Origin of the sequence: Geothrix alkalitolerans (genome assembly GCF_022808885.1) — a bacterium.
Classification (GTDB): Bacteria; Acidobacteriota; Holophagae; order Holophagales; family Holophagaceae; genus Geothrix; species Geothrix alkalitolerans.
Genome location: NZ_JAKZLE010000001.1, coordinates 842,421 through 862,141, shown reverse-complemented (window position 1 = coordinate 862,141; position 19,721 = coordinate 842,421). Strand labels below are relative to the sequence as shown.

Annotated in this window: 20 protein-coding genes; 15 read left to right on the top strand and 5 right to left on the bottom strand. The window is 67.5% G+C overall.

Going from position 1 to position 19,721, the window contains the following annotated elements:
* Positions 1-112 precede the first annotated feature (112 nt).
* The 4 genes from MLJ35_RS03800 to MLJ35_RS03785 all read left to right on the top strand — a co-directional run bounded on the left by MLJ35_RS03800 (position 113) and on the right by MLJ35_RS03785 (position 4,113).
* The gene (locus MLJ35_RS03800; protein WP_243383089.1) at positions 113-1,033 is read left to right on the top strand and encodes a LysR family transcriptional regulator; all 921 of its coding nucleotides are present in this window, start codon (positions 113-115) and stop codon (positions 1,031-1,033) included.
* Positions 1,030-2,442, top strand: a complete 1,413-nt coding sequence (gene leuC, locus MLJ35_RS03795; RefSeq protein ID WP_243383088.1) for a 3-isopropylmalate dehydratase large subunit — start codon at positions 1,030-1,032, stop codon at positions 2,440-2,442. Before MLJ35_RS03800 ends, leuC begins: the two co-directional genes overlap by 4 nt.
* Complete coding sequence (gene leuD, locus MLJ35_RS03790; protein ID WP_243383087.1) at positions 2,439-3,041, top strand: 3-isopropylmalate dehydratase small subunit; 603 nt, start codon at positions 2,439-2,441, stop codon at positions 3,039-3,041. The genes leuC and leuD overlap by 4 nt, the downstream gene beginning before the upstream one ends.
* 196 nt (positions 3,042-3,237) lie before the next feature.
* A complete protein-coding gene (locus tag MLJ35_RS03785) occupies positions 3,238-4,113 on the top strand; it encodes a YicC family protein (protein ID WP_243383085.1) in 876 nt (291 codons plus the stop codon).
* 21 nt (positions 4,114-4,134) lie between these two features.
* On the opposite strand, the gene MLJ35_RS03780 is transcribed toward MLJ35_RS03785, so the two are convergent.
* The 4 genes from MLJ35_RS03780 to MLJ35_RS03765 form a co-directional block, all read right to left on the bottom strand.
* Positions 4,135-5,541 (bottom strand): hypothetical protein, encoded by a 1,407-nt coding sequence (locus tag MLJ35_RS03780; RefSeq protein WP_243383084.1) that lies wholly within the window; start codon positions 5,539-5,541, stop codon positions 4,135-4,137.
* 238 nt (positions 5,542-5,779) lie between these two features.
* Complete coding sequence (locus MLJ35_RS03775; RefSeq protein ID WP_243383083.1) at positions 5,780-6,241, bottom strand: hypothetical protein; 462 nt, start codon at positions 6,239-6,241, stop codon at positions 5,780-5,782.
* Positions 6,242-6,399: 158 nt separating this feature from the next.
* Positions 6,400-7,266 (bottom strand): periplasmic substrate-binding domain-containing protein, encoded by an 867-nt coding sequence (locus tag MLJ35_RS03770; protein ID WP_243383082.1) that lies wholly within the window; start codon positions 7,264-7,266, stop codon positions 6,400-6,402.
* A gap of 2 nt (positions 7,267-7,268) precedes the next feature.
* Positions 7,269-8,297: a GntG family PLP-dependent aldolase gene (locus tag MLJ35_RS03765; RefSeq protein WP_243383080.1), complete on the bottom strand. Its 1,029-nt coding sequence runs from the start codon at positions 8,295-8,297 to the stop codon at positions 7,269-7,271.
* 49 nt (positions 8,298-8,346) lie between these two features.
* Between MLJ35_RS03765 and MLJ35_RS03760 the strand changes: the two genes are divergently transcribed.
* The 7 genes from MLJ35_RS03760 to MLJ35_RS03730 all read left to right on the top strand — a co-directional run bounded on the left by MLJ35_RS03760 (position 8,347) and on the right by MLJ35_RS03730 (position 14,882).
* Positions 8,347-9,228: an undecaprenyl-diphosphate phosphatase gene (locus tag MLJ35_RS03760; protein ID WP_243383078.1), complete on the top strand. Its 882-nt coding sequence runs from the start codon at positions 8,347-8,349 to the stop codon at positions 9,226-9,228.
* A 105-nt stretch (positions 9,229-9,333) separates the two neighbouring features.
* The gene (locus MLJ35_RS03755; RefSeq protein ID WP_243383077.1) at positions 9,334-10,101 is read left to right on the top strand and encodes an ABC transporter ATP-binding protein; all 768 of its coding nucleotides are present in this window, start codon (positions 9,334-9,336) and stop codon (positions 10,099-10,101) included.
* Positions 10,101-11,291: an ABC transporter permease gene (locus tag MLJ35_RS03750; protein WP_243383076.1), complete on the top strand. Its 1,191-nt coding sequence runs from the start codon at positions 10,101-10,103 to the stop codon at positions 11,289-11,291. The genes MLJ35_RS03755 and MLJ35_RS03750 overlap by 1 nt, the downstream gene beginning before the upstream one ends.
* Before the next feature lie 85 nt (positions 11,292-11,376).
* Positions 11,377-11,907 carry a tetratricopeptide repeat protein gene (locus tag MLJ35_RS03745; RefSeq protein ID WP_243383075.1) on the top strand — a complete coding sequence of 177 codons (531 nt, stop codon included), beginning with the start codon at positions 11,377-11,379 and terminating at the stop codon, positions 11,905-11,907.
* 18 nt (positions 11,908-11,925) lie between these two features.
* Positions 11,926-12,915, top strand: a complete 990-nt coding sequence (locus MLJ35_RS03740; RefSeq protein ID WP_243383073.1) for a gluconeogenesis factor YvcK family protein — start codon at positions 11,926-11,928, stop codon at positions 12,913-12,915.
* A 109-nt stretch (positions 12,916-13,024) separates the two neighbouring features.
* A complete protein-coding gene (locus MLJ35_RS03735) occupies positions 13,025-14,152 on the top strand; it encodes a DUF4388 domain-containing protein (RefSeq protein ID WP_243383072.1) in 1,128 nt (375 codons plus the stop codon).
* Between the two features lie 22 nt (positions 14,153-14,174).
* The gene (locus tag MLJ35_RS03730; RefSeq protein WP_243383070.1) at positions 14,175-14,882 is read left to right on the top strand and encodes a hypothetical protein; all 708 of its coding nucleotides are present in this window, start codon (positions 14,175-14,177) and stop codon (positions 14,880-14,882) included.
* 66 nt (positions 14,883-14,948) lie between these two features.
* On the opposite strand, the gene truA is transcribed toward MLJ35_RS03730, so the two are convergent.
* Positions 14,949-15,740 (bottom strand): tRNA pseudouridine(38-40) synthase TruA, encoded by a 792-nt coding sequence (truA, locus tag MLJ35_RS03725; RefSeq protein ID WP_243383068.1) that lies wholly within the window; start codon positions 15,738-15,740, stop codon positions 14,949-14,951.
* A gap of 361 nt (positions 15,741-16,101) precedes the next feature.
* Here truA and MLJ35_RS03720 point away from each other — a divergent pair, with 361 nt between their 5' ends.
* The 4 genes from MLJ35_RS03720 to MLJ35_RS03705 all read left to right on the top strand — a co-directional run bounded on the left by MLJ35_RS03720 (position 16,102) and on the right by MLJ35_RS03705 (position 19,702).
* Positions 16,102-16,398 (top strand): HU family DNA-binding protein, encoded by a 297-nt coding sequence (locus MLJ35_RS03720; protein WP_243285920.1) that lies wholly within the window; start codon positions 16,102-16,104, stop codon positions 16,396-16,398.
* A gap of 239 nt (positions 16,399-16,637) precedes the next feature.
* Complete coding sequence (locus MLJ35_RS03715) at positions 16,638-17,486, top strand: bifunctional hydroxymethylpyrimidine kinase/phosphomethylpyrimidine kinase (protein ID WP_243383067.1); 849 nt, start codon at positions 16,638-16,640, stop codon at positions 17,484-17,486.
* The gene (locus tag MLJ35_RS03710) at positions 17,483-18,670 is read left to right on the top strand and encodes a hypothetical protein (protein WP_243383066.1); all 1,188 of its coding nucleotides are present in this window, start codon (positions 17,483-17,485) and stop codon (positions 18,668-18,670) included. Before MLJ35_RS03715 ends, MLJ35_RS03710 begins: the two co-directional genes overlap by 4 nt.
* Positions 18,671-18,712: 42 nt before the next feature.
* Positions 18,713-19,702 carry a cation diffusion facilitator family transporter gene (locus MLJ35_RS03705; RefSeq protein WP_243383065.1) on the top strand — a complete coding sequence of 330 codons (990 nt, stop codon included), beginning with the start codon at positions 18,713-18,715 and terminating at the stop codon, positions 19,700-19,702.
* Positions 19,703-19,721 lie beyond the last annotated feature (19 nt).

The window sequence follows — 19,721 nt, the reverse complement described above, 5'->3', positions numbered from 1 at the left end:
GGGGCCGGAGGGATCACCAAAAGATCCTCCCATCCAGCCCATAAATACATTTAATTTTTTTTATGATTACATAAGTAATACTTAAAACCCTACACTTCCCGACGGAGGGTCCATGGACCTCGGACAGCTGGAAACGTTCCTGGTGGTCGCGCGCGAGAAGAGCTTCTCCCGCGCGGCGGAGCGTCTCTTCCGCACCCAGCCCGCCGTGAGCCTCGCCCTGAAGCGCCTCGAGGAGGAGCTGGGCGAGACCCTGGTGGACCGCACCACCAAGGGCGGCACCCTCACGGACGCGGGCGCCACCCTGCTCCCCCTGGCGCAGCGCATGTTCGACCTGCGCCAGGAGATCCTCGACACCTTCGGGGCCCTGAAGGGCCTCCAGCAGGGCCGCCTGAACGTGGGCGCCAACGAGAGCGTGTCCGAGTTCCTGCTCCCCCGGATCCTCCTGGCCTACCAGCAGGCCTGGCCCGCCATCAAGATCCAGGCCTACCGCCAGACCTCGGAGCGCATCCCCACCGAGGTGCTGGAGCGCCGGCTGGACGTGGGCTTTGTCTCCTACGACGCCCTCCATCCCGAGCTGGTGAGCGAGGTCATCCACCGGGACCGCATGGTGCTCGTGGTCCCGCCCGGGCACCGACTCGCGAAGCGGAAGAACGTCAGCATCTCGGACCTGGGGGAGGAGCGCTTCGTGGCCCACAACGCGCCCACGCCCACCCGGACCGCCATCATCGAGCTGTTCGCCCGCTGCAACACCCCCCTGCGCCTCACCATGGAGCTGGCCTCCATCGCCACCATCCTGGAGTTCGTGAGCCTGGGAGCCGGACTGGCCATCCTGCCCCGCATGACCACCACCGCCGCCGTCCGCGAGGGCCGGGTGATGGAGATCCCCGTCCGCGAGCTCCAGGTGGAGAAGCTCATTCGCATCGTCACCCGCCGCGAGGCGGCCCTGTCCCCCGCCACGCGGGCCTTCCTCGACCTGATCCGCGCCATCGACTTCGACCACCCCGACCCCGCTCCAGCAAGGAAGAGCCCATGAGCCCGCGCACCCTCTACGACAAGATCTGGGACGAGCACCTGGTGGCCACCCGCGCCGACGGCACCAGCCTGATCTACATCGACCGCCACCTGGTCCACGAGGTCACCAGCCCCCAGGCCTTCGAAGGCCTCGTCCTGGCCGGGCGCGCCCTGCGTCGCCCCGCGAACATCCTGTCGGTGGCGGACCACAACGTGCCCACCGTCGACCGCGAGAAGGGCATCGCCGACGAGACCTGCCGCCTCCAGGTGGAAGCCCTGGAAGCCAACGTGAAGGCCCACGGCGTGCCCTACATCCCCCTCCTGGACGACCGCCAGGGCATCGTCCACGTGGTGGGGCCCGAGCAGGGCTTCACGCTGCCCGGCACCACCGTGGTCTGCGGGGACAGCCACACCAGCACCCACGGCGCCTTCGGGGCCCTGGCCTTTGGCATCGGCACCAGCGAGGTCGAGCATGTCATGGCCACCCAGACCCTGCCCCAGCGCCGCTCGAAGAACCTGCGGGTGCGCTTCGAGGGGGACCTGCCCGAGTGGACGGGCGCCAAGGACATGGCCCTGCGCCTCATCGGCCAGATCGGCACCGCCGGCGGAACCGGCTGCGTGATGGAGTACACGGGCTTCGCCGTCCGCGCGCTCACCATGGAAGGCCGCATGACCCTCTGCAACATGAGCATCGAGGGCGGCGCGCGCGCGGGCCTGGTGGCCCCGGACGAAACCACCTTCGCCTACGTGGCGGGCCGGCCTCTCGCTCCGAAGGGCGAGCTGTGGGACGCTGCCGTGGCCCACTGGCGCACGCTCGCCTCCGATCCCGGCGCCGCCTTCGACCAGGAGGTGGTGGTGGACCTCCGCGGCATGGCCCCCCAGGTCACCTGGGGCACGAGCCCCCAGTGGGTCACCGACATCACGGGCCGCGTGCCGGATCCCGCCCAGGCCCGCAACGCGGAGGAACGGGAGGCCATCCTGCGCGCCCTGGACTACATGGGCCTGGAGCCGGGCACGCCCATGGAGGCCATTCCCATCCAGGCCGTGTTCATCGGCTCCTGCACCAACGGCCGCATCGAGGACCTCCGGGAAGCCGCCCTCGTCGCGCGGGGCCGGAAGGTGGCTTCGGGCGTGCGGGCTCTGGTGGTGCCCGGCTCCGGCCTGGTGAAGAAGCAGGCCGAGGCCGAGGGCCTGGACCGCGTCTTCCTCGAGGCGGGCTTCGAGTGGCGCCAGCCCGGCTGCAGCATGTGCCTCGGCATGAACGAGGACCGGCTGGCGGCCGGCGTGCGCTGCGCCAGCACCAGCAACCGCAACTTCGAGGGCCGCCAGGGCCGCGGCAGCCGCACCCACCTGGTGAGCCCGGGCATGGCCGCCGCCGCCGCCGTGGCGGGCCACTTCACGGATGTCCGCCGCATGGAGGTGCAGCGATGAAGGCCTTCACCACCCTCACGGGCATCGCCGCGCCCTTCCTCCGCGCCAACGTGGACACGGACCTCATCATCCCCAAGCAGTTCCTCACCACCCTGGTGCGCTCGGGCCTGGGCCGCCACCTCTTCCACGAGATCCGCTACAGCCCCGAAGGCAAGGAACTTCCGGATTTCCTGCTGAACCGTGAGCCCTATCGGCAGGCCACCATCCTGCTCTCGGGCCCGAACTTCGGCTGCGGATCCAGCCGCGAGCACGCGCCCTGGGCATTGCTCGATTTCGGCATCCGCTGCGTCGTCGCCCCCAGCTTCGCCGATATCTTCTTCAACAACTGCTTCGCCAACGGCATCCTCCCCGTGGTCCTGCCCGTGGAGCAGATCGCCCAGCTCGCGGAGGCGGAGGGCCCCCTCACCGTGGACCTCCCGGCCCAGACCGTCTCCGGCGGCGGGAGGTCCTTCCGCTTCGAGATCGAGCCGGCGCGCAAGACGACCCTGCTGGAGGGCCTGGACGAGATCAAGCGCAGCGAGGCGAACCTGGCCGACATCGAGGCCTACGAGACCCGCCGCCGCGCCGAGGCGCCCTGGCTGGCCGTGGGCGGGCACTAAGATCCATCGGAAAGACTGGAACGCGAAGAGCGCGAACGAATGCACGAAGACCGCGAATGGAAGGCCGGTCCGAAGAAGAGCATCCTTTCATCCTTCGAGCTTTTCTTCGCGCGCTTCGTGTTCCGCGTTTTCAGCTGAATGAAGCCTCCTCGCCGGCGCTACCCTGGAAAGCCAACCTGCATCCGAGGTTCCGCCCATGAAATCCATGACCGCCTTCGCCGAGGTCGTCCGGCCCCTGGCCGCCGGGCAGCTCCGCCTGACGCTGCGCAGTGTCAACCACAAGGCGCTGGATCTCAGCCTGCGCCTGCCCCCCGCCCTCTTCGCCCTGGAGGCGGGCCTTCGCGCCCAGGTGCGCGAGGCGGGGTCGCGCGGGAAGCTCGACCTCGCGGTGGAGGTGCAGGACGACCCCTCCCTTGAGCCCCGCCTGAACCGCGCCCTGCTGCGCGCCCTCGCCAAGGGCTGGCAGGAGGACGCCGAATGGCTGAACCTGCCGCCCATGACGGCGGAAGCCTTCTTCCGGGTGCCCGGCGCCTTCCAGGCCCCGGACCCGGATCTGGCGGAGCGGCTGGAGGCCCCCGTGCGCGAGGCCATGGCCGCCCTGCTGGAGCTCTGGAACGCGGGCCGGACCCGCGAGGCCGAGCGCCTGCGGCCGTTCTTCGAGGATGGGCTGGCCCGGCTGCGGTCCTTGCACGAGCGCCTCAAGGCCGAGGCCGAACAGCAGGCCGCCGAACTCCCCAGCCTCTACCGCCAGCGCATCGAACAGCTTCTGGAGGACGCGCGCCTCACCGGCCAGCTCCCCGCCGAGCGCCTGCTGGCCGAAGCCGGCGTGCTCGCCGAGCGCCAGGACGTGCGCGAAGAGCTGACCCGCCTCGCCGCCCACCTCGACGACTTCGCCGAGCGCCTCGCCCAGGGCCGCCTGGAAGGCAAGGCCATCGACGTCTGGTGCCAGGAGGTCCTCCGCGAACTCAACACCACCGGCAGCAAGTGCAGACGCATCGCCATGACCCGCGCCGTCATGGAGGCCAAGGGCGTCCTGGATCAGATCCGCGAGCAGGCGGCGAATTTGGAGTGAGTCAAAGCCGGCGAGGAAGGTTCAAGGCTTCCCTGGAAGGGCTGCGACTCGCTTCCGTATCTCATCCATGTACGGCCCCAGGTCCCATCGGATGAGCCGATAGTAGCCGTCAGCAGCCAGGGCATCGCTAAGCACCAGCCCATCCGAGGGGCGGCACAGGCTGCGCGCGTGGGTGCGGTGGTCCACCGTCAGGGGCTGGAGGCGGGTCTTGAATCCTGGCGGCTGCATGAGCTTGGCCACCACCTTCCCCGTGGGCAGATGAGTCACCGCCACATGATCAGGCTCGGCGATGAGGACCAGATCGTCCGTGGGTCCCCACCCCTCGAACCGCATCAATGCCTCCTTCGGCAGGCTCTCCACCAGCCGGTCCCGCCTCCAGTCCCAGATGACATGGGTGGAATGCAGGGCGGCAGTCCACAGATCTTTGCCGATGCCGCCAGCGGTGGTGTAGGCCCGCTGGAAGAGGTACCTTCCCGAAGGGCTGAATTCCGCGTATTGGCCCGGCCAGGTCTCTCTCTTGAAGAGCCCCTTCCGATGAGCCCCCTCCCGGTTGATGAAGAGGTTTCCCATCCGCCTCCCCGATTCGATCTCGTATATCCAGGCTTCGCCCCCGATGAGGACGAGATACTTGGAGTCCTGCGAAAAATAGACATTTTCGATATGCCAGGGATACTTGAAGTTCTTCTTGATCTCCCCCGTCAGGGGGTCGCAGAGGACGAGATCCAGATCCCCAGTGCGGACCAGGCCGTATCTTCCATCCGGCGAAATGCGCCAGGGCTGGTCGATCTTGCCCCGGAAATTGAAGGTGGAAGGGCGCCGGGTCTCCGTCTTCACATCGAAGACCCAGTAGGACTGCCAGAGTTCGCGGGGTTCCGTCCGGTCTGTCTGGTAGCAGTAGAAGTAGGTCCCGTCTGGACTCACGGCACCCGTGGCACCGTAGTACCAAAGGTTAAATGCATTAGGTTGAGGACCTTCCTGGATCAACTCCTCTCGCCGGGCTTCCGCCGCGCGGACCGCCGGCTTCTGATCGATGTCGGCCTTCTTCAGATGGGCGTAGTCCCGCCGTATCTGTTGGATTGAAGCTTCCAGACCCTTGAGCTCCAACTCGAACTGGTGCCTCCCGAAATTGCGGTTGACCGCCGCCATTTCTTCTTTAATACGACCTTTGTGGAGAAAGTGGCCACCGTAGAAATAGAGTTCAATGTCTAGATCATCCAAAGATCGGATCGTAAGTGCACTTGTTTGATCACTCGTTTTAATAAATTTTTCTTTAGTCAATGTGGCATTGACGTTAAACCACAGGGATCCACCTTCGGAGTCGACTCTGGCTGGAGGGATCACCAAAGCTTCGCTCATTGGTGGCGCGCCGGTAATCGCACCCGCCTCTCCCCCCCAGATAAACATAGCCAAATAAAGAAATCGCTTCATTCTCATTTCTCCGCCCAGGATGTGGGTGCCAGACATCTGTTGACTTGGCGATTGCTCAGCCTAAATGAGAAGGTCCTTGCCGATCAAATTCGGACAGAAAGAGGGAGTGGCTTCCAGTGGCAGCGGCGAGATACAAATGGTCGATGATGGAATTATATAAAATTAGGCTTTAGGAAGCAAATAGGGCCAAAGTGGATGGGGTCGTAACTGGGTGACCACCGTCCAAGCAAGAATTCCCTTACAAAATCATCCCTTTGGCACGAAGCTCCCTGTGAATCTCAAGATACTGTTTTCGAATCTTTTCGGCTTCTTGGGGGTTCCTAGGCTGCCCCAGCAACCCATATTCATGAACCCGCGTCAGTTCCAACAGGCACGCATACTCCCTCCTCTGCTTCAATTCCAATTCAGCACCATGCTTCAACGCCTCTAACGCTTTCTTGTGATTTTTATCCTGATTGACGTTCCAAACCAACCAGCACCCCCGAGGATTTCCCGCCTCGCAGGCATCTTCATCCCAATGGAGTTCCTGCGTGACCGCACCCATTTTCAACATCGACTCTGTATCTCCGAGCCTTGCTTGTAACCCAACGCGCAGACCAGGAAATATGGCCAGAAGGCCACCTATAGCCACCAGCACGAGCAGGATCAGTAGACCACCACTTATCCGTAGCCCCTTCTTCACCTCTTTTGACAAACTCACGGCTCACCTCAAGCAATCTTTAATAGTCCTTAGGACGATCCCAAGCGTCGATCATCAGATTGCCATCATTAGGGTGCCTTTGGGCTTCATCTGCTGTCGTTCCACGATCCAGGGCGTCCTATTCCAGATCCGCAAGTAATCCGCGAATCTGGAATAGGTCAGAACCCCAGCGGGTCGTAAGGCAGCTCGGTGCTGCTCCGCCAGGCGCCGAAGAGACGTGTGCTCGTCCAGTCCGAGGCATCCGGCCGCAAGCGGCGCATGCGACGCGAGAGGAACCACACGGTGCCGTCCTTCATGCGGAACTCGTCGTAGGGCGCGAGGCGGGCCTTGGCCATGTCCTCCGGGGCGACCTGCCCGGGAAACACGGCCCAGGCCCAGCGGCGGGCGGCCAGGCCTTCGGCCCAGGCGCGGCTCTCCAGCAGGGCCGGATCGGTGCTGATCCGTACGCCGGCCAGCCCGGGGCGCCCGGGCGTGAAGCGCTCGAAACGGGTCAGCGTCATCCCCTGCCGCACGAAGGGGCCGCTGCCGGGGACCCGCCAGCGGGCGAGCAGGTCCGGCAGGCCCTTCTGGGGGGTCCTGAAGCGCAGGTCCAGCGTCGCGCCATCGATCAGGCGGGAGGTTCCCCCCAGGTTTCCCAGTTCGGGCTCGAGGGCCTTCGCCATCCGGGGCGCGTCGAGCATGGTCCCGTCCTGCATCCGCCATCCGGGCCGCGCCACGAGGCGCCACCGGCGGCCGTGCCGCGACCCCTCAAGCGTCGACAGCAACTGTCCCGTCCAGCCGCCTTCCGGCGCCCTCACCAGCAAGGCGAGATCGGACTGGGCGGCCAGGAAGGCCTCCACGCCGGCGCCTGCGGGCAGCAGGGCCTCCACCACCGCCTCGTCCTCGCCGAACTCGGGCTGGCCGGGCACGAACAGAGCATCACCCGGTGCCAGCGGCACCGGCACCAGCGCATCCTGGTACAGCCAGTAACCGCCCGCCGCCAGGGCGGCCAGTGCGAGGGCCAGGAGGACCAGGCGGAGCTTCATGGTCAGGCGGTCCGCAGGAGGTGGGCCAGGGGCTCGATGCGGCGCAGGGCCTCCTCGATGTCCCCCATCTCCACGTCCCGGTGGGGGATGAACCGGATGGCCGATCCCACCGGCAGGGCGCGGACGCCGACGGCTTCCAGGGCCGCCAGGGCCGCGGCAGCGTCGGGCACGGGCACCAGCAGGATGTTCGTCTCGGGCGCGGGGGCCGCGATGCCGAAAGCCCGCATTCCTTCCGCCAACCTCCGGGTCTTGGCGTGGTCCTCGACGATGCGGGGGAGGTAGTCCAGGGCCACCAGGCCCGCGGCCGCCACCACGCCGCCCTGGCGCACGCCGCCACCCAGCATCTTGCGGAGCCGCCGGGCCTCGGCCACGGCGGGCTTCGACCCGCAGACCAGGGAACCCACGGGCGCGCCCAGGCCCTTGCTGAGGCAGACCTGCACCGTATCTGCGCCTTCGGTGAGGGCGGAAGGTGGAAGGCCCAGCGCCGCGGCGGCGTGCCAGATCCGCGCGCCGTCGAGGTGAACCGCCAGCTTTGCGGCCTTCGCGGCGGCCACCAGGGCGCGGTGCTCGTCCCGGGGCGTCACGGCGCCGCCGGCGAAGTTGTGGGTGTTCTCCAGGCAGAGCAAGGAGGTGTGCAGGGTGTAATAGGGGCCGGGCGTTCCCGCGGCCTTCGTCACCTGGGCCGGCGTGGGCCGGCCGGGGCCGCCTTCCCAGGCCAGGGCCTCGGGCATGCCGCCCGCCAGCCATGCGGCCGTGCCCAGCTCAGACCCCAGCACGTGGGCCTGGGCCGGCGCCAGGAAGCGGTCGCCCCGCTTGAGGTGCAGCATCAGGGCGATGAGGTTGCCCATGCAGCCCGACGGCACCCACAGGGCGGCCTCCATCCCGAGCAGCTCCGCCACCCAGCCCTCCAGACGGACCATGGTGGGATCGCGCTCCAGCACGTCGTCTCCCACTTCCGCGGCCGCCATGGCGGCACGCATCTCCTTCGAGGGCTGGGTCACAGTGTCGGAGCGGAGGTCGATGGATCGCATAAGAAGATTCAACCATGCATGGCACACTCAATGAATCGTAGGAGCATGAATGAACCTGCTGCACGCCATCCTCCTGGGATTGATCCAGGGCCTGACGGAATTCCTGCCGGTATCCTCCACGGCGCACCTGACGCTGGCGGAGCACTTGATGTTCGGCGGGCGGCCCATGCCGCTGGCCTTCGACGTCCTGCTGCACGGGGGCACGCTGATCGCCCTGATCATCTACTTCCGCCGGGAACTGCTTCAGGTGGCCATGGGCTGCGTGGGCCGGGATTCCGAAGGCCGGAAGCTGGCGTTGTGGCTCTTCATCGCCATGATCCCCACAGGAGTCTTCGGCCTCGCCACCAAGGCGGTCAAGGAGGCGGCGAAGGAGCACCTTTGGGTCTACGGGCTCGGGCTGGTCTGCACCGCCGGCCTCCTCTACCTGGCCAACCGCCTGAGCCGCGAGCGGATCAACCTGCGCCATGAGGACCAGGCAGGGCGCGGGATCAGCGACCTCCGCGCCTCGGACGCCCTCGCCGTGGGCGCCATCCAGGGCATCGGCGGCGGTTTCGGGCTTTCCCGCTCCGGGTCCACCATCTCCATGGGCGTGTTCCAGGGCCTGCGCCTCCCTGAATCCACGCGGTTCAGCTTTCTACTGGGCGTGCCCACGATCGCAGCCGCCGCGGCCGTAGAGCTCCGGGGCCTGGTGAAGCCCATCCTGAAACACCAGCCCCTGCCCGCGGACCTGGCCTTCCCCGCAGGATCGGCCTCCCCCGCCCTGCTCTGCGGAATCGGCGTCCTGGCGGCGGCCATCTCCGGGTACTTGGCCATCGGCCTCCTGGACCGCTTCACGCGGAAGCCGAAGCTCAACGGCTTCGCCGTCTACTGCCTCGGGATGGGCCTGGTGATGCTGGCGCTCAGCGCCACGGGTGCCCTCGGCCACCACTGAAGGCCCGGCCGCTCCCGTTCGCCGGCCAGGCTGGGCTATTCGCCGGTCCATCGGCCAGGAAATCGCACTTCCCCATACACTGGTGCCTGTCCTTCCGGAGGTCCGGTGATCCAGCTCCACGAGGTCCATAAATCCTTCACCGTGAAGGACAGGAAAACCCATGTCGCCAAGCGGATCGACGCGGTGCGCGGGATCTCGCTGGAAGTGAGGCCGGGCGAGATCTACGGCCTGCTGGGCCCCAACGGCGCCGGCAAGTCCACCACCCTGCGCATGATCGCCGGGCTCATGGACCCGGATGCGGGTTCCATCCACGTCTGCGGGCATGAGACCCGGCAGGCGGCGGAGGCGGTGCGCGGCTGCCTGGGCTACCTCAGCACGGACATGGGGGTCTACGCCCGCTTCACCCCCAGGGAGCTGCTGCGGATCTTCGGCGAATTCCAGGACGTGGACCCGCGGATCGCCGAGCGCCGGGGCATGCACCTGCTGGAGAAGCTCCAGCTGGCGGATTTCGCGGACGTGAAGATGGAGGGGTTCTCCTCGGGGCAGAAGCAGAAGGTGAGCATCGCCCGAGCCCTGCTGCACGACCCCAAGGTGGTGATCTTCGACGAGCCCACCACGGGCCTGGACGTCCTCACCGCCAAGACTGTCCTGGACCTGCTCGGCATCATGCGCGAAGAGGGCCGCACGGTGATCGTGTCCACGCACGTCATGCCCATGGTGGAGGACATCTGCGATCGTGTGGGCATCATCTTCGACGGCAAGCTGCATGGCGACGCGCCGCCCAGGGACCTGCTGCTCTCCCGGCGCGCGAAGACCCTCGATGAAGTCTTCTTCCAGCTGGCGGCGGAATCCGAAGTCGAAGGAGGCCACTGATGCGCGGCGCCCTGCTCATCGCCAAGAAGGAGTTCCTGGAGCTCTCCAAGGACCGCAAGACCCTCTTCTTCGCCTTCGTGCTGCCCTTCCTCCTCTACCCGGCCATCTTCGGCATGATGGCCAAGATGGCGAAACGGGATGAGGCCCAGAACCGCGGCAAGGCCAGCCGCATCTATCTGGCGGATGCATCCGGCGCCCTCACCGGGACGCTGCGGTCCGATCCGAAACGCTTCGAGCTGGTGCCAAAACCCGAGGGCGACCTCAGGCAGGCTGTCCGGGACCAGAAGCTGGACCTGGCCCTGGAGGCCGATCCCGGGGCGATGGAGGCGCTTCAAAAGCACGAGACCTTTTCCCTGACCGCCACCGTCGATGAAAGCGAGCACACCTCAGAGTTGGCCTTGAAGCGGGTCAAGGAAGCCCTGCGAAACCAGGAGAAGAGCTGGATCCAGACCCGGCTCGAGGGCCTTGGCGCGTCCCCCCAGCTGGCAGAGCCCCTGAAGCTGGACGTGAAGAACGCCGCGGACCCGGCCCTCGAGATGGGCAAGGTCATGGGGCGGATCCTCCCCTACCTGCTGATGATCATGATGTACACCGGATCGATGCAGCACGGGATCTACGCCACGGCTGGGGAGAAGGAGCGCCACACCCTCCTGAGCCTCATGGCCACCCGCCTGCCGAGGAACCAGATCATCCTCGGCAAGCTGCTCTACATCTTCAGCATGGGCGTGATCGCGGCCCTGCTGAACCTGCTGAGCATGGGCCTCTCCATCCCCTTCATGACCGGCGGGGCCACGAGTTCCATGCAGGCCCTGGCGGCCGTGGCCAACCCCATGACCCTGGGCCTCACCTTCATGATCATGGTGCCGCTGGGCCTCTTCTTCTCAAACTTCATCCTGCTCATGGGCATCCAGGCCCGGAACACCATCGAGGCGGGCAGCGCCATCACGCCGGGCATCTTCCTGGTCGTGTTCCTGGGCGTGTTCACCATGGCCCCGGGCGTGGACAAGATGCCTTTCCTGACCTATGTGCCCGTGGTGAACGTCTGCCTGTCCCTCCGCAAGCTCTTCAGCCAGCAGTTCGACCAGCTCGAATACCTCGTGGCTTTCGCCATGACGGTAGGCCTGGCGGGGCTCATGACCTTCGTCTCCACCCGGCTCCTCAACCGCGAAAAGGCCTTGTTCAAGGCTTGACGGCCGATTCGGGGGCGCCGCCATGGGATTTGCCCGGGGAAAGCTGTCATCCTATAGTTTCTCCAAGGCTTCCAGAGGATCCCGTATGGCTACGAAAGCCAAGTCAGAACAAGCTCCCAAGTCCACCCACGCCCCGGCCGGCCAGCCATCTCCGTTCGCGGAGGCGTTCGCGAAGGCCGTGAAGCTGGTGGACGGCGGCAAGCACGCCGAGGCCGTGAAAGCCCTGGACACGCTGATGGAAGAAGCCCGGACCGCCGGCGACTGGGCGGTCAAGCGCCGGGCCGAGGTCTATCGCGCCCTGGCCGAATCGAAGCTGCACCCCCCCAAGGCCGCCGCGGCCGACGCCATCACCGAGATCCAGGCCTGCCTCAACCGGCGTGATACGGATGGCGCCCTCAAGCTGCTGGAGAAGGCCATCAAGACGCACCCCGCGCAGGGCACCCTGCACTACCTGCGCGCCGTGGCCTTCGCCCAGGCCGAGAACGCCGAGGCTTCCGCGGAAAGCATGAAGAAGGCCGTGGAGCTCGACGGCGACCTGCTCTTCCAGTGGCACATGGAGCCGGACTTCAACTCCGTCCGGAAGTCGCCGCTCTTCGCCTTCACTGAAGGCCACTAGGCCAGCAGGGCCATCCTCGTGCCGGGCCCCCTGGGTCTCCATGCCGACCAGCCGCTGAAAGTGGTGGCCCTGGGCGGGGGCACCGGCCTCGCCGCGCTGCTGCGGGCCCTGAAGCGCGAGGCGGGGCGGAGCCGCGACCCCTGGAAGCTCACGGGCATCGTCACCGTATCCGATAACGGTGGATCCTCCGGCCGGCTCCGCGACGAGCTGGGCGGCATCCCGCCCGGGGACCTCCGCAACTGCCTCTCGGCGCTGACGCTGGAGGATTCGGCGCTCTCGGACCTCCTGAACTACCGGTTCAAGGGAGACGGCAGCCTGTCGGGCCACTCGCTGGGGAACCTGATGCTCTGGGCCCTGGCGGATCTGACGGGAGATTGGGTCCGCGCCATCCGCCAGCTCTCGGGGGTGCTGGTGACGGTGGGGCGCCTCTTCCCCTCGACCGTGGTTCCCATCACCCTCTGCGCCGAGGACATGGACGGGCGCCTCTATCAGGGCGAGACCGCCGTGGGCTCCTGCCGCCCTCCCCTCGCCCGCCTCTGGATGGAGCCCGCGGACGCCGAGCCCCTGCCCGAGGCCGTGCTGGCCCTCCTGCGGGCGGACCTGGTGATCCTCAGCCCAGGCAGCCTGTACACCTCCACCATCTCCAACCTCCTGCTCTCCGAGCTGCAGGAAGCGGTAGCCATCTCCCGGGCCCCGGTGATCTACGTGGCCAACCTCATGACCGAGCCCGGGGAATCCTCCGGGATGGACCTGGAGAACCATGTGGCCGCCATCGCCGCCTTCGGGCGCGTCGGCATTTCGGCGGTGATCGCCAATTCGGCGCCGCTCCGACCCGACATGCTCGCCCGGTACCGGGAGGAGGGCGGCGAGCCCATCTCCGCGCCCGCCAGCGAGGTCCTGGGCATTCCCGTGCACCGGTTCCCGCTGCTGGACCCGGAGGCCCCCATGGCGCGGCACCACCCCGACCTGCTGAACCAGGCCATCCGCGCCACCCTGGACCGGCTCTGACGAAAGCCAGATCGGCCGCGGATCAGGCCGCGCGAAGCTTGGATATTCCTGATCGTCCTGGGTTCTGGCCAAGGATCGAGGTACCCTTGACGGAACGGGAGGCAAGGTCTTGGCCCTGAGCGGTGATCTGGCGACGATGGGCCTGGAAGATCTCTTCCAGTGGCTGGCCGTCGGCAAGAAATCCGGCGTGCTGGAGCTCCGCGGTCCCTTGCACACCAAGCGCGTGGCGCTCCATGAGGGCCGCATCACCAGCGTCTGGTCCTCCGATCCCAGGGAGTACCTGGGTCAGTATCTGCTCGCCTTCAACCGCATCACCGAGGACCAGCTGCGCGAGGCCCTGGCCACCCAGGAGGACGAGCAGCAGCTGCTCGGACGCATCCTCGTCGATCGCCACCTGATCACCGAGGCGGAGATCCGGCGCATCGTCCAGGTGAAGGTCGAGGAGAGCATCTACGACACGTTCCTCTGGAGCGTGGGCAGCTTCGATTACCACGATGGCGTCGATTCCCATCAGAAGTCCATGCTGCTCAGCCTCGACGTCACCGGCATCGTGCTGGAGGGCGCGCGCCGGATGGATGAATGGAAACGCATCCGACGGATCATCCGGGGCGGCGACGCCGTGCTCGCGCCCATCCCCGAGGCCATCGCCGAACGCCTGCCCCTCGCCCCCGAGGACGCGGACATCCTGGCGCGCATGGATGGGCAGGTCCGCGTGGACCAGCTCATGCTCACCATCCGCATGCCCGAGTACAAGATCAACAAGCTGCTCTTCGACCTCCACGAGAAGGGCCTGGTCCGCATCGTGGATCCAGGCGGCGGGCTGGGCGAGAACCCGAGCCTCCACCTCCAACGGGCCCGCGCCTTCATGGAGACGCAGAAGCTCCAGGAGGCCCAGGAGGAGCTTCGGCGCATCCTCCAGGATCAGCCCAGGCACCTGGACGCGGGTCGGATGATGGCCGTGGTCCAGAACCTCCTGGAGGACAAGAAGCTGGATCAGGAGCTGGTGCCCGAATTGGCGGTGAGCCTGGATCAGCTGGTGACCACCGATCTCGGATCCAACGAGGCCTTCCTGGCCACCCGTGTGAACGGCCTGTGGTCGATCCGCGACATCCTGTCCATCGCCCCTTTCGAGCAGGATGAATGCCTTGCCATCTTCTCCCGCCTCATCAAGCGTGGGATTCTCAGGACATCGAAACCCAACAAGGGGAACGATCAGGCGGGTGCCGCCCTGCGCTGATCCCCCCGGATCCGGAGGTGCCATGCGGATTGCCATCGCCCTGCTGCTGTTCACCCTGCCCCTCGCCGCGGCGAAGAAGCCCACGGCCGCCCAGCTCCAGGCCCAGGTGAAGCGGCTCACGGAAGAGCGGGACAGCCTCAAACAGCGGCTCGCGGCCACCGAGGACATCCAGCAGGAACTCGCCGCGGCCCAGAAGGCCCGGGACCTGTCCAAGACCGAGGCGGAGGCCGCCCGGAAGGAGCTGGACCAGGTCCGCGCCTCGCTCAAGGAGAACGAGCGGGGCGGCGACGCCATCCTGAAGGACGTGAAGGCCGCCCGCCAGGAGGCCGAGGATGCCAAGGCCGAGGCGGCGAAGCTCCAGGCGGAGAATGAGCAGCTTCGCGCCAAGGCGAGCGCTGTTCCGGTGGAGGGCGATCTGGTGGTGTTGAGCCAGGATGTCCAGCCCGCCCGCCCCATCAACCTGAACCGGGTGGTTCCGCGCCTGAAGTCCTCGGGCTTCTTCAAGGCCCGGCCCAAGGGGGTCGTCGTGGTGAACGTCCTGGTCAACGAGAAGGGCGAAGTTGTCGCCTCACGGCTGATCCAGGGCCTTCCCGGGGACGGTCCCGACGAGAAGGAAGCGGACGAGGCCTGCGTGGAAGCGGCGAAAAAGCTCGTCTTCGACCCGGCCGCCTCGCTGGACGGCAAGACGCGCTTCAAAGTCTGGCAGGGCGTGGGGTTCTATTTGGATTGAGCGCTCGGTCTCCGGTCCTCAGCAAAAGACAGGGAGGGCGAGGCTTCACTGAGGCCTGAGGACGGCCTACTCCCGCTCACCCCAGGGGCTGGGCTCGCCAATGGCCCATCGGGCCTCGTACCACACCTTCTCCAGGCAGAGGCCCTCGGGCGGGGCGGTGAGGCCGGCCTGGGCGCGGTCCCTCGCGGCGATCAAAGCGCCGAGGGAAGCCGGGTTCCGCTTCCCCTTCCCCACTTCCACCAGCGTGCCGGTCATGATGCGGACCTGGTGCATGAGGAAGCTGCCGCCTTCGAAGATGAGGTCCAGGCCGCCTTCCATCGGTTCCAGGCGAAGGGCGTGGATGGTGCGCACGGGCGTCCTCGCCACGCATTCTGCACAGCGGAAGCTGGAAAAGTCATGGGTCCCCAGCACGTGGCGCGCAGCCTCCGCCATGGCCGCGATGTCGATCGGCGCCGCCTGGTGGACGTGCCAGCGGAACGGCGCCATCAGCGGATCCTCTGACGGCCCAAGGCCCAGCCGGTAGACGTAGCGCTTGGCCACGGCGTGCTGCCGGGGGAAGAAACCCTCTGGGGCTGGTTGCGCTCCCATCACCCGGATGTCCTTCGGCAGATGCGCGTTCAGCGCGGCCAGGAGCCGGTAGGGGTCCCAGGCCCGCGCGGTGTGGATCAGCACCCCCTGAGCGCGGGCATGCACGCCCGCGTCCGTGCGCCCTGTGCCCTGGGGCATGGGTGCTTCCGGATCGAAGGCGCGCAGCGCCTTCCACAGGTCGCCCTGCCCGCTCCGCAGGCTCGTCTGGATCTGCCAGCCGTGGAAACCCCCGCCCGCGTAGGCCACGGTGAGGAAGTAGGGATGTGCCATAGGACATCATAGGCCGCGAACCGCCTCTGGCGCCCCTTCCGCGGAGGGGCTTCAGCCCAATGGCCCGTTCTACGGTGATCTGCGACATCCATGGCACTTAGGCTCTAGCGTTTCCGGCCATTCATGTGTTCCATGACACCCAAGAATCCCAAGGGCGGCCGATCTGCGAATTTTTTTGAAAGAAAAACCTTGACCACGCTGCGTCTGCGGCGTAGCTTCTTGGCAGTTTAGGAAATACAGTATTCATCGGCCTTTCCGGGCCAGTGATATTCGAAAACCCAATAGGTACGGTCGTCTCCACACGGAGCCGATTCCGTTTTCCTCAACCCGGGGACACAGATCCCCAAATTCGGAGGTTTCCATGAACAAGGCTGAACTGGTCAGCGCCGTCGCCGATAAGGCCGGTATCACCAAGGCCCAGGCCGCTGCCGCCCTCGACCAGGTGCTCGGTGGCATCGCTTCCGCCCTGCGCAGTGGCGACAAGGTCACCCTCGTGGGCTTCGGCACCTTCTCCGTCGCCAACCGCGGCGCCCGCACCGGCCGCAACCCCCGCGACAACAAGCCCATCAAGATCGCTGCCAAGAAGGTCGCCAAGTTCAAGCCCGGCAAGAAGCTGGCTGATGAAGTCAACGGCAAGGGCGGCAAGAAGCGCAAGTAGGATCAGGCTGACCGGCCCTGCCGGACACCAGGATCTCAGGACCCGCTTCGGCGGGTCCTGTTTTGTACCAAAGGCCTTTTTTTATTTATTAATGGTCGGACATGCCCCTGAAGCCACAACAGGCCTGCCTTCTCGGTTTCCTGTGGATGGCAGGCGGTAAACCCCTCTTCTCTTTGTGATGGGGCCGAATCCATCGAAGCGTGTCTGGCGATCATCCTGTGTCATCCTGGAATTTCGCCATGGATGCCACCCACCCCAGCGCCCCGCCCGTCGCCCTGTGCCTGGGCGGGATGGATCCGTCCGGCGGGGCAGGCCTGTTGCGGGATGCCCTGGCCCTGGCGGAGCTGGGCTGCCAACCCATGGCGGTGAGCCTGGCGGAGACCCTCCAGAATGGCCTGGGCTGCTCACGGATCGACGCGCCCGCCATGGACCCGGTCCAGCGCCTGGAGGCCCTCGCCCCCCACCTGGCGGGCCGCTGGGGCGTGAAGGTCGGCCTCTGCGCCCTGGAGGCGGACACCTTCCGCCGCCTCTGTGCCACCCTGCGCCACCTCGCCCCGCCCGTCCGGATCTGGGATCCCATCCTCGCCCCCAGCGCCGGGGTGGGCCTGCACGATGGCGGGGACCTCCGCCGCCTGGCCGCGGATCTGCTGCCCATGGGCGGATGGGTGGTGAGCCCCAACCGGGGCGAGGCCGCCGCCTTCGCCGGCCTGCCACCCGAGGCCATCCGCACGGCGGACCCCACGGCCCTCGCGACCCCCTGGCTCGAAGCCGGGGCTACCGCCGTGTGGCTCAAGGGCGGGCACGCCGCCGGCGAGGTGGTGCAGGATCTGTGGATCACCCGGGACGGGACCGAGGCCCTGGATGCCGCGCCCCGGCTGCCGGGCCAGCGCCGAGGCACGGGGTGTCTCCTGTCGGCTTCCTGGCTGGGTCTGCGTCTGCGAGGGCGGGATGACCGGGCCGCGGCCCGGGAGGCCGCCCACCGTCTGCGGGAGCGCTGGGATCAGGCCTTCACTCCGGGCGGGTTGGGACGGCCCATGTTCGCGCCCATGCCCGTCCCCCTTGGATCAGCTGCCGGGGAGGCCCGGTGACGGAGCACGAAGGTCGGGGCTTCATCCTGCGCACGGCGACGGACGGGCCCTGGGCCGGCTGGGCCGGGTCGCGCTTCCTCGAGGAGGGCCTGGCCTCGGTCCATGCGGCGCCTGGAAGGGCCCTGGCCCGGCTCATGAACCTGGTGTCCCTGCTTCCGGGAGGCTTCGGCCTGGTGTGGGACCATCCCCCCGCCTGGATGGAAGCCCTGCCCTCCGAGTCGCGCCAGGGCTGGTGGGAGGCCATCTCGGCCATCCCCGGCCTCGCCCTGCACCTGGGTCCGGAGGCCGCGGCCCAGCTCCCGGGCGGCGCCTTCCGCGCCTGGCTGCATGCTCCGGAAGCGCCAGAAGGCCCCTTGGGCGAAGTCTGGCGCCAGGGGGTCATCGGCTGGGTGCCACGGACCGGGACCGCCTGGCGCCTGCCGGACCTGGGCACCCCAGCCCCCGGCGATGAAGTGCCGCCGGGCTGGCTCTGGGGCGAGGTGATCCTGCCCCTCGGCGCGCTTTCCACGCTGGCCTCGGGCGAGGCGCTTGCCGCGGCCATGTCCGAAGCCCAGGGCTCGGCGGAACGGGGCTTGGCCCAGCGCATGTCCGCGAATGCCTGGGTGGACCTGCCTTTCCTTCGCCGCACGGCCGGCTGGCGCCTGGCCCTGGCGGGCGGCATCGAGTTCCAGCGCGCTGGCGGCGCCTGGCCCGCGGCCTTCGGCCTGCTGCGCGCCCTCAAGGCCCTGCTCCAGGAGCGTCTGAGGACACCCATCCACCTGGGTGCCTGCGGCGATCCCATCGTGGCGGCCCTGCTTGGGCGCCAGGCTCTGCGCGAGGGCCTGCCCTGGCGGGCGAGCCTGCCCCTTCCTCCTGCGCCCGGGGCCTTCACCCCCGGCCTCGCCGCGGACCCCCGGGATCCCGCGCCCATCGAGGCCCGCGCCCTCCAGCCCGCCGGCTGGACCGAGACCCTGGACCACCCGCCGACGATCCTGCTGCGCGTGCCCGCGGTGCCTCCCGAAGCCGGGGCGCAGGCGATGCTGGCCCAGATCCAGCCCGCCCCCGCCCTCCGCTGGCTGCCGCCGGATCTCCCGCCGCCATCGCCCTTCGATCCAGACCGCCCCTGGTCCCCGCCCGCGGCCTTCCCCTTCCCGGCCGATCCCGGAAACGGGGTTCAGCGGGGGCTCTTCGAGGAATTCGAATAATCCAGGGTCCGCCCCGCTGGTACCGTGGAACCCGGAGCCGCCATGTCCGCCGAACACCTCGAACAGCGTTCACGAGTCCGCGTCGCCCTCCTGTCCATCACGGCGGGCGTGGCCGTCCTGGGGCTGAAGTACCTGTCCTTCCTCCTGTCGGGTTCGGTGGCCCTGAAATCTGACGCGATCGAGAGCGTCGTGAACGTGGTGGCGGCCATCTTCGCCCTGGGCGCCGTGGTCTTCGCCGGCAAGCCCGCGGACAAGGAACACCCCTACGGGCACGGCAAGATCGAGCACTTCAGCGCCGCTTTCGAGGGTGGCCTCATCTCCCTGGCCGCGGCCTTCATCCTCTTCGAGGCCGCCAACGGGCTCATCCACGGGGTGGAACTGAAGAACCTGGGCCTGGGCCTGGTCGTGAACCTGGCTGCCGGCGCCCTCAACGGCCTGCTGGGCTGGTTCATGCTCTCCCAGGGCCGCAAGACGCGGTCCAAGGCCCTGGAGGCGGATGGACACCACATCCTGTCGGATTTCTGGACCACGGTGGGCATCGTCGCGGGCCTGCTGGCCGTGAAGCTCACCGGCATCAAGTGGCTCGACCCCGTCATGGCCATGGTCGTGGGTCTGCTGCTGGCCCGCACGGGCTTCCGCCTGGTGAAGGAATCCTCCCAGGCCCTGCTGGACATGGAAGACCCCGAGGTGCTGGCAAAGGTGCTGGCCGCCATGAACCGCGTGCGGACCTGGGACATCATCGCTGTCCACGAGATGCGCACCTTCCGCTCGGGCCGCTACACCCACGTGGACGTGCACATGGTGGTGCCCGAGTACTACCCCGTGCGCCAGGCCCACGACCTCTGCGAAGGCTTCGGCAAGCGCGCGCTGGAAGGGGCCGACATCGAAGGCGAAGTGCACACGCATGTGGATCCCTGCGGCCGCCTGTACTGCGAGCGCTGCCCGGCAGAAGCCTGCGCCATCCGACGCGCCCCCCACACCGGCGATGCCGTTTTCGCCCTGGAGGAGGCCACGGCCGCCGGGCCAGCCTGAGCCGTTAGACTCTTCTCCA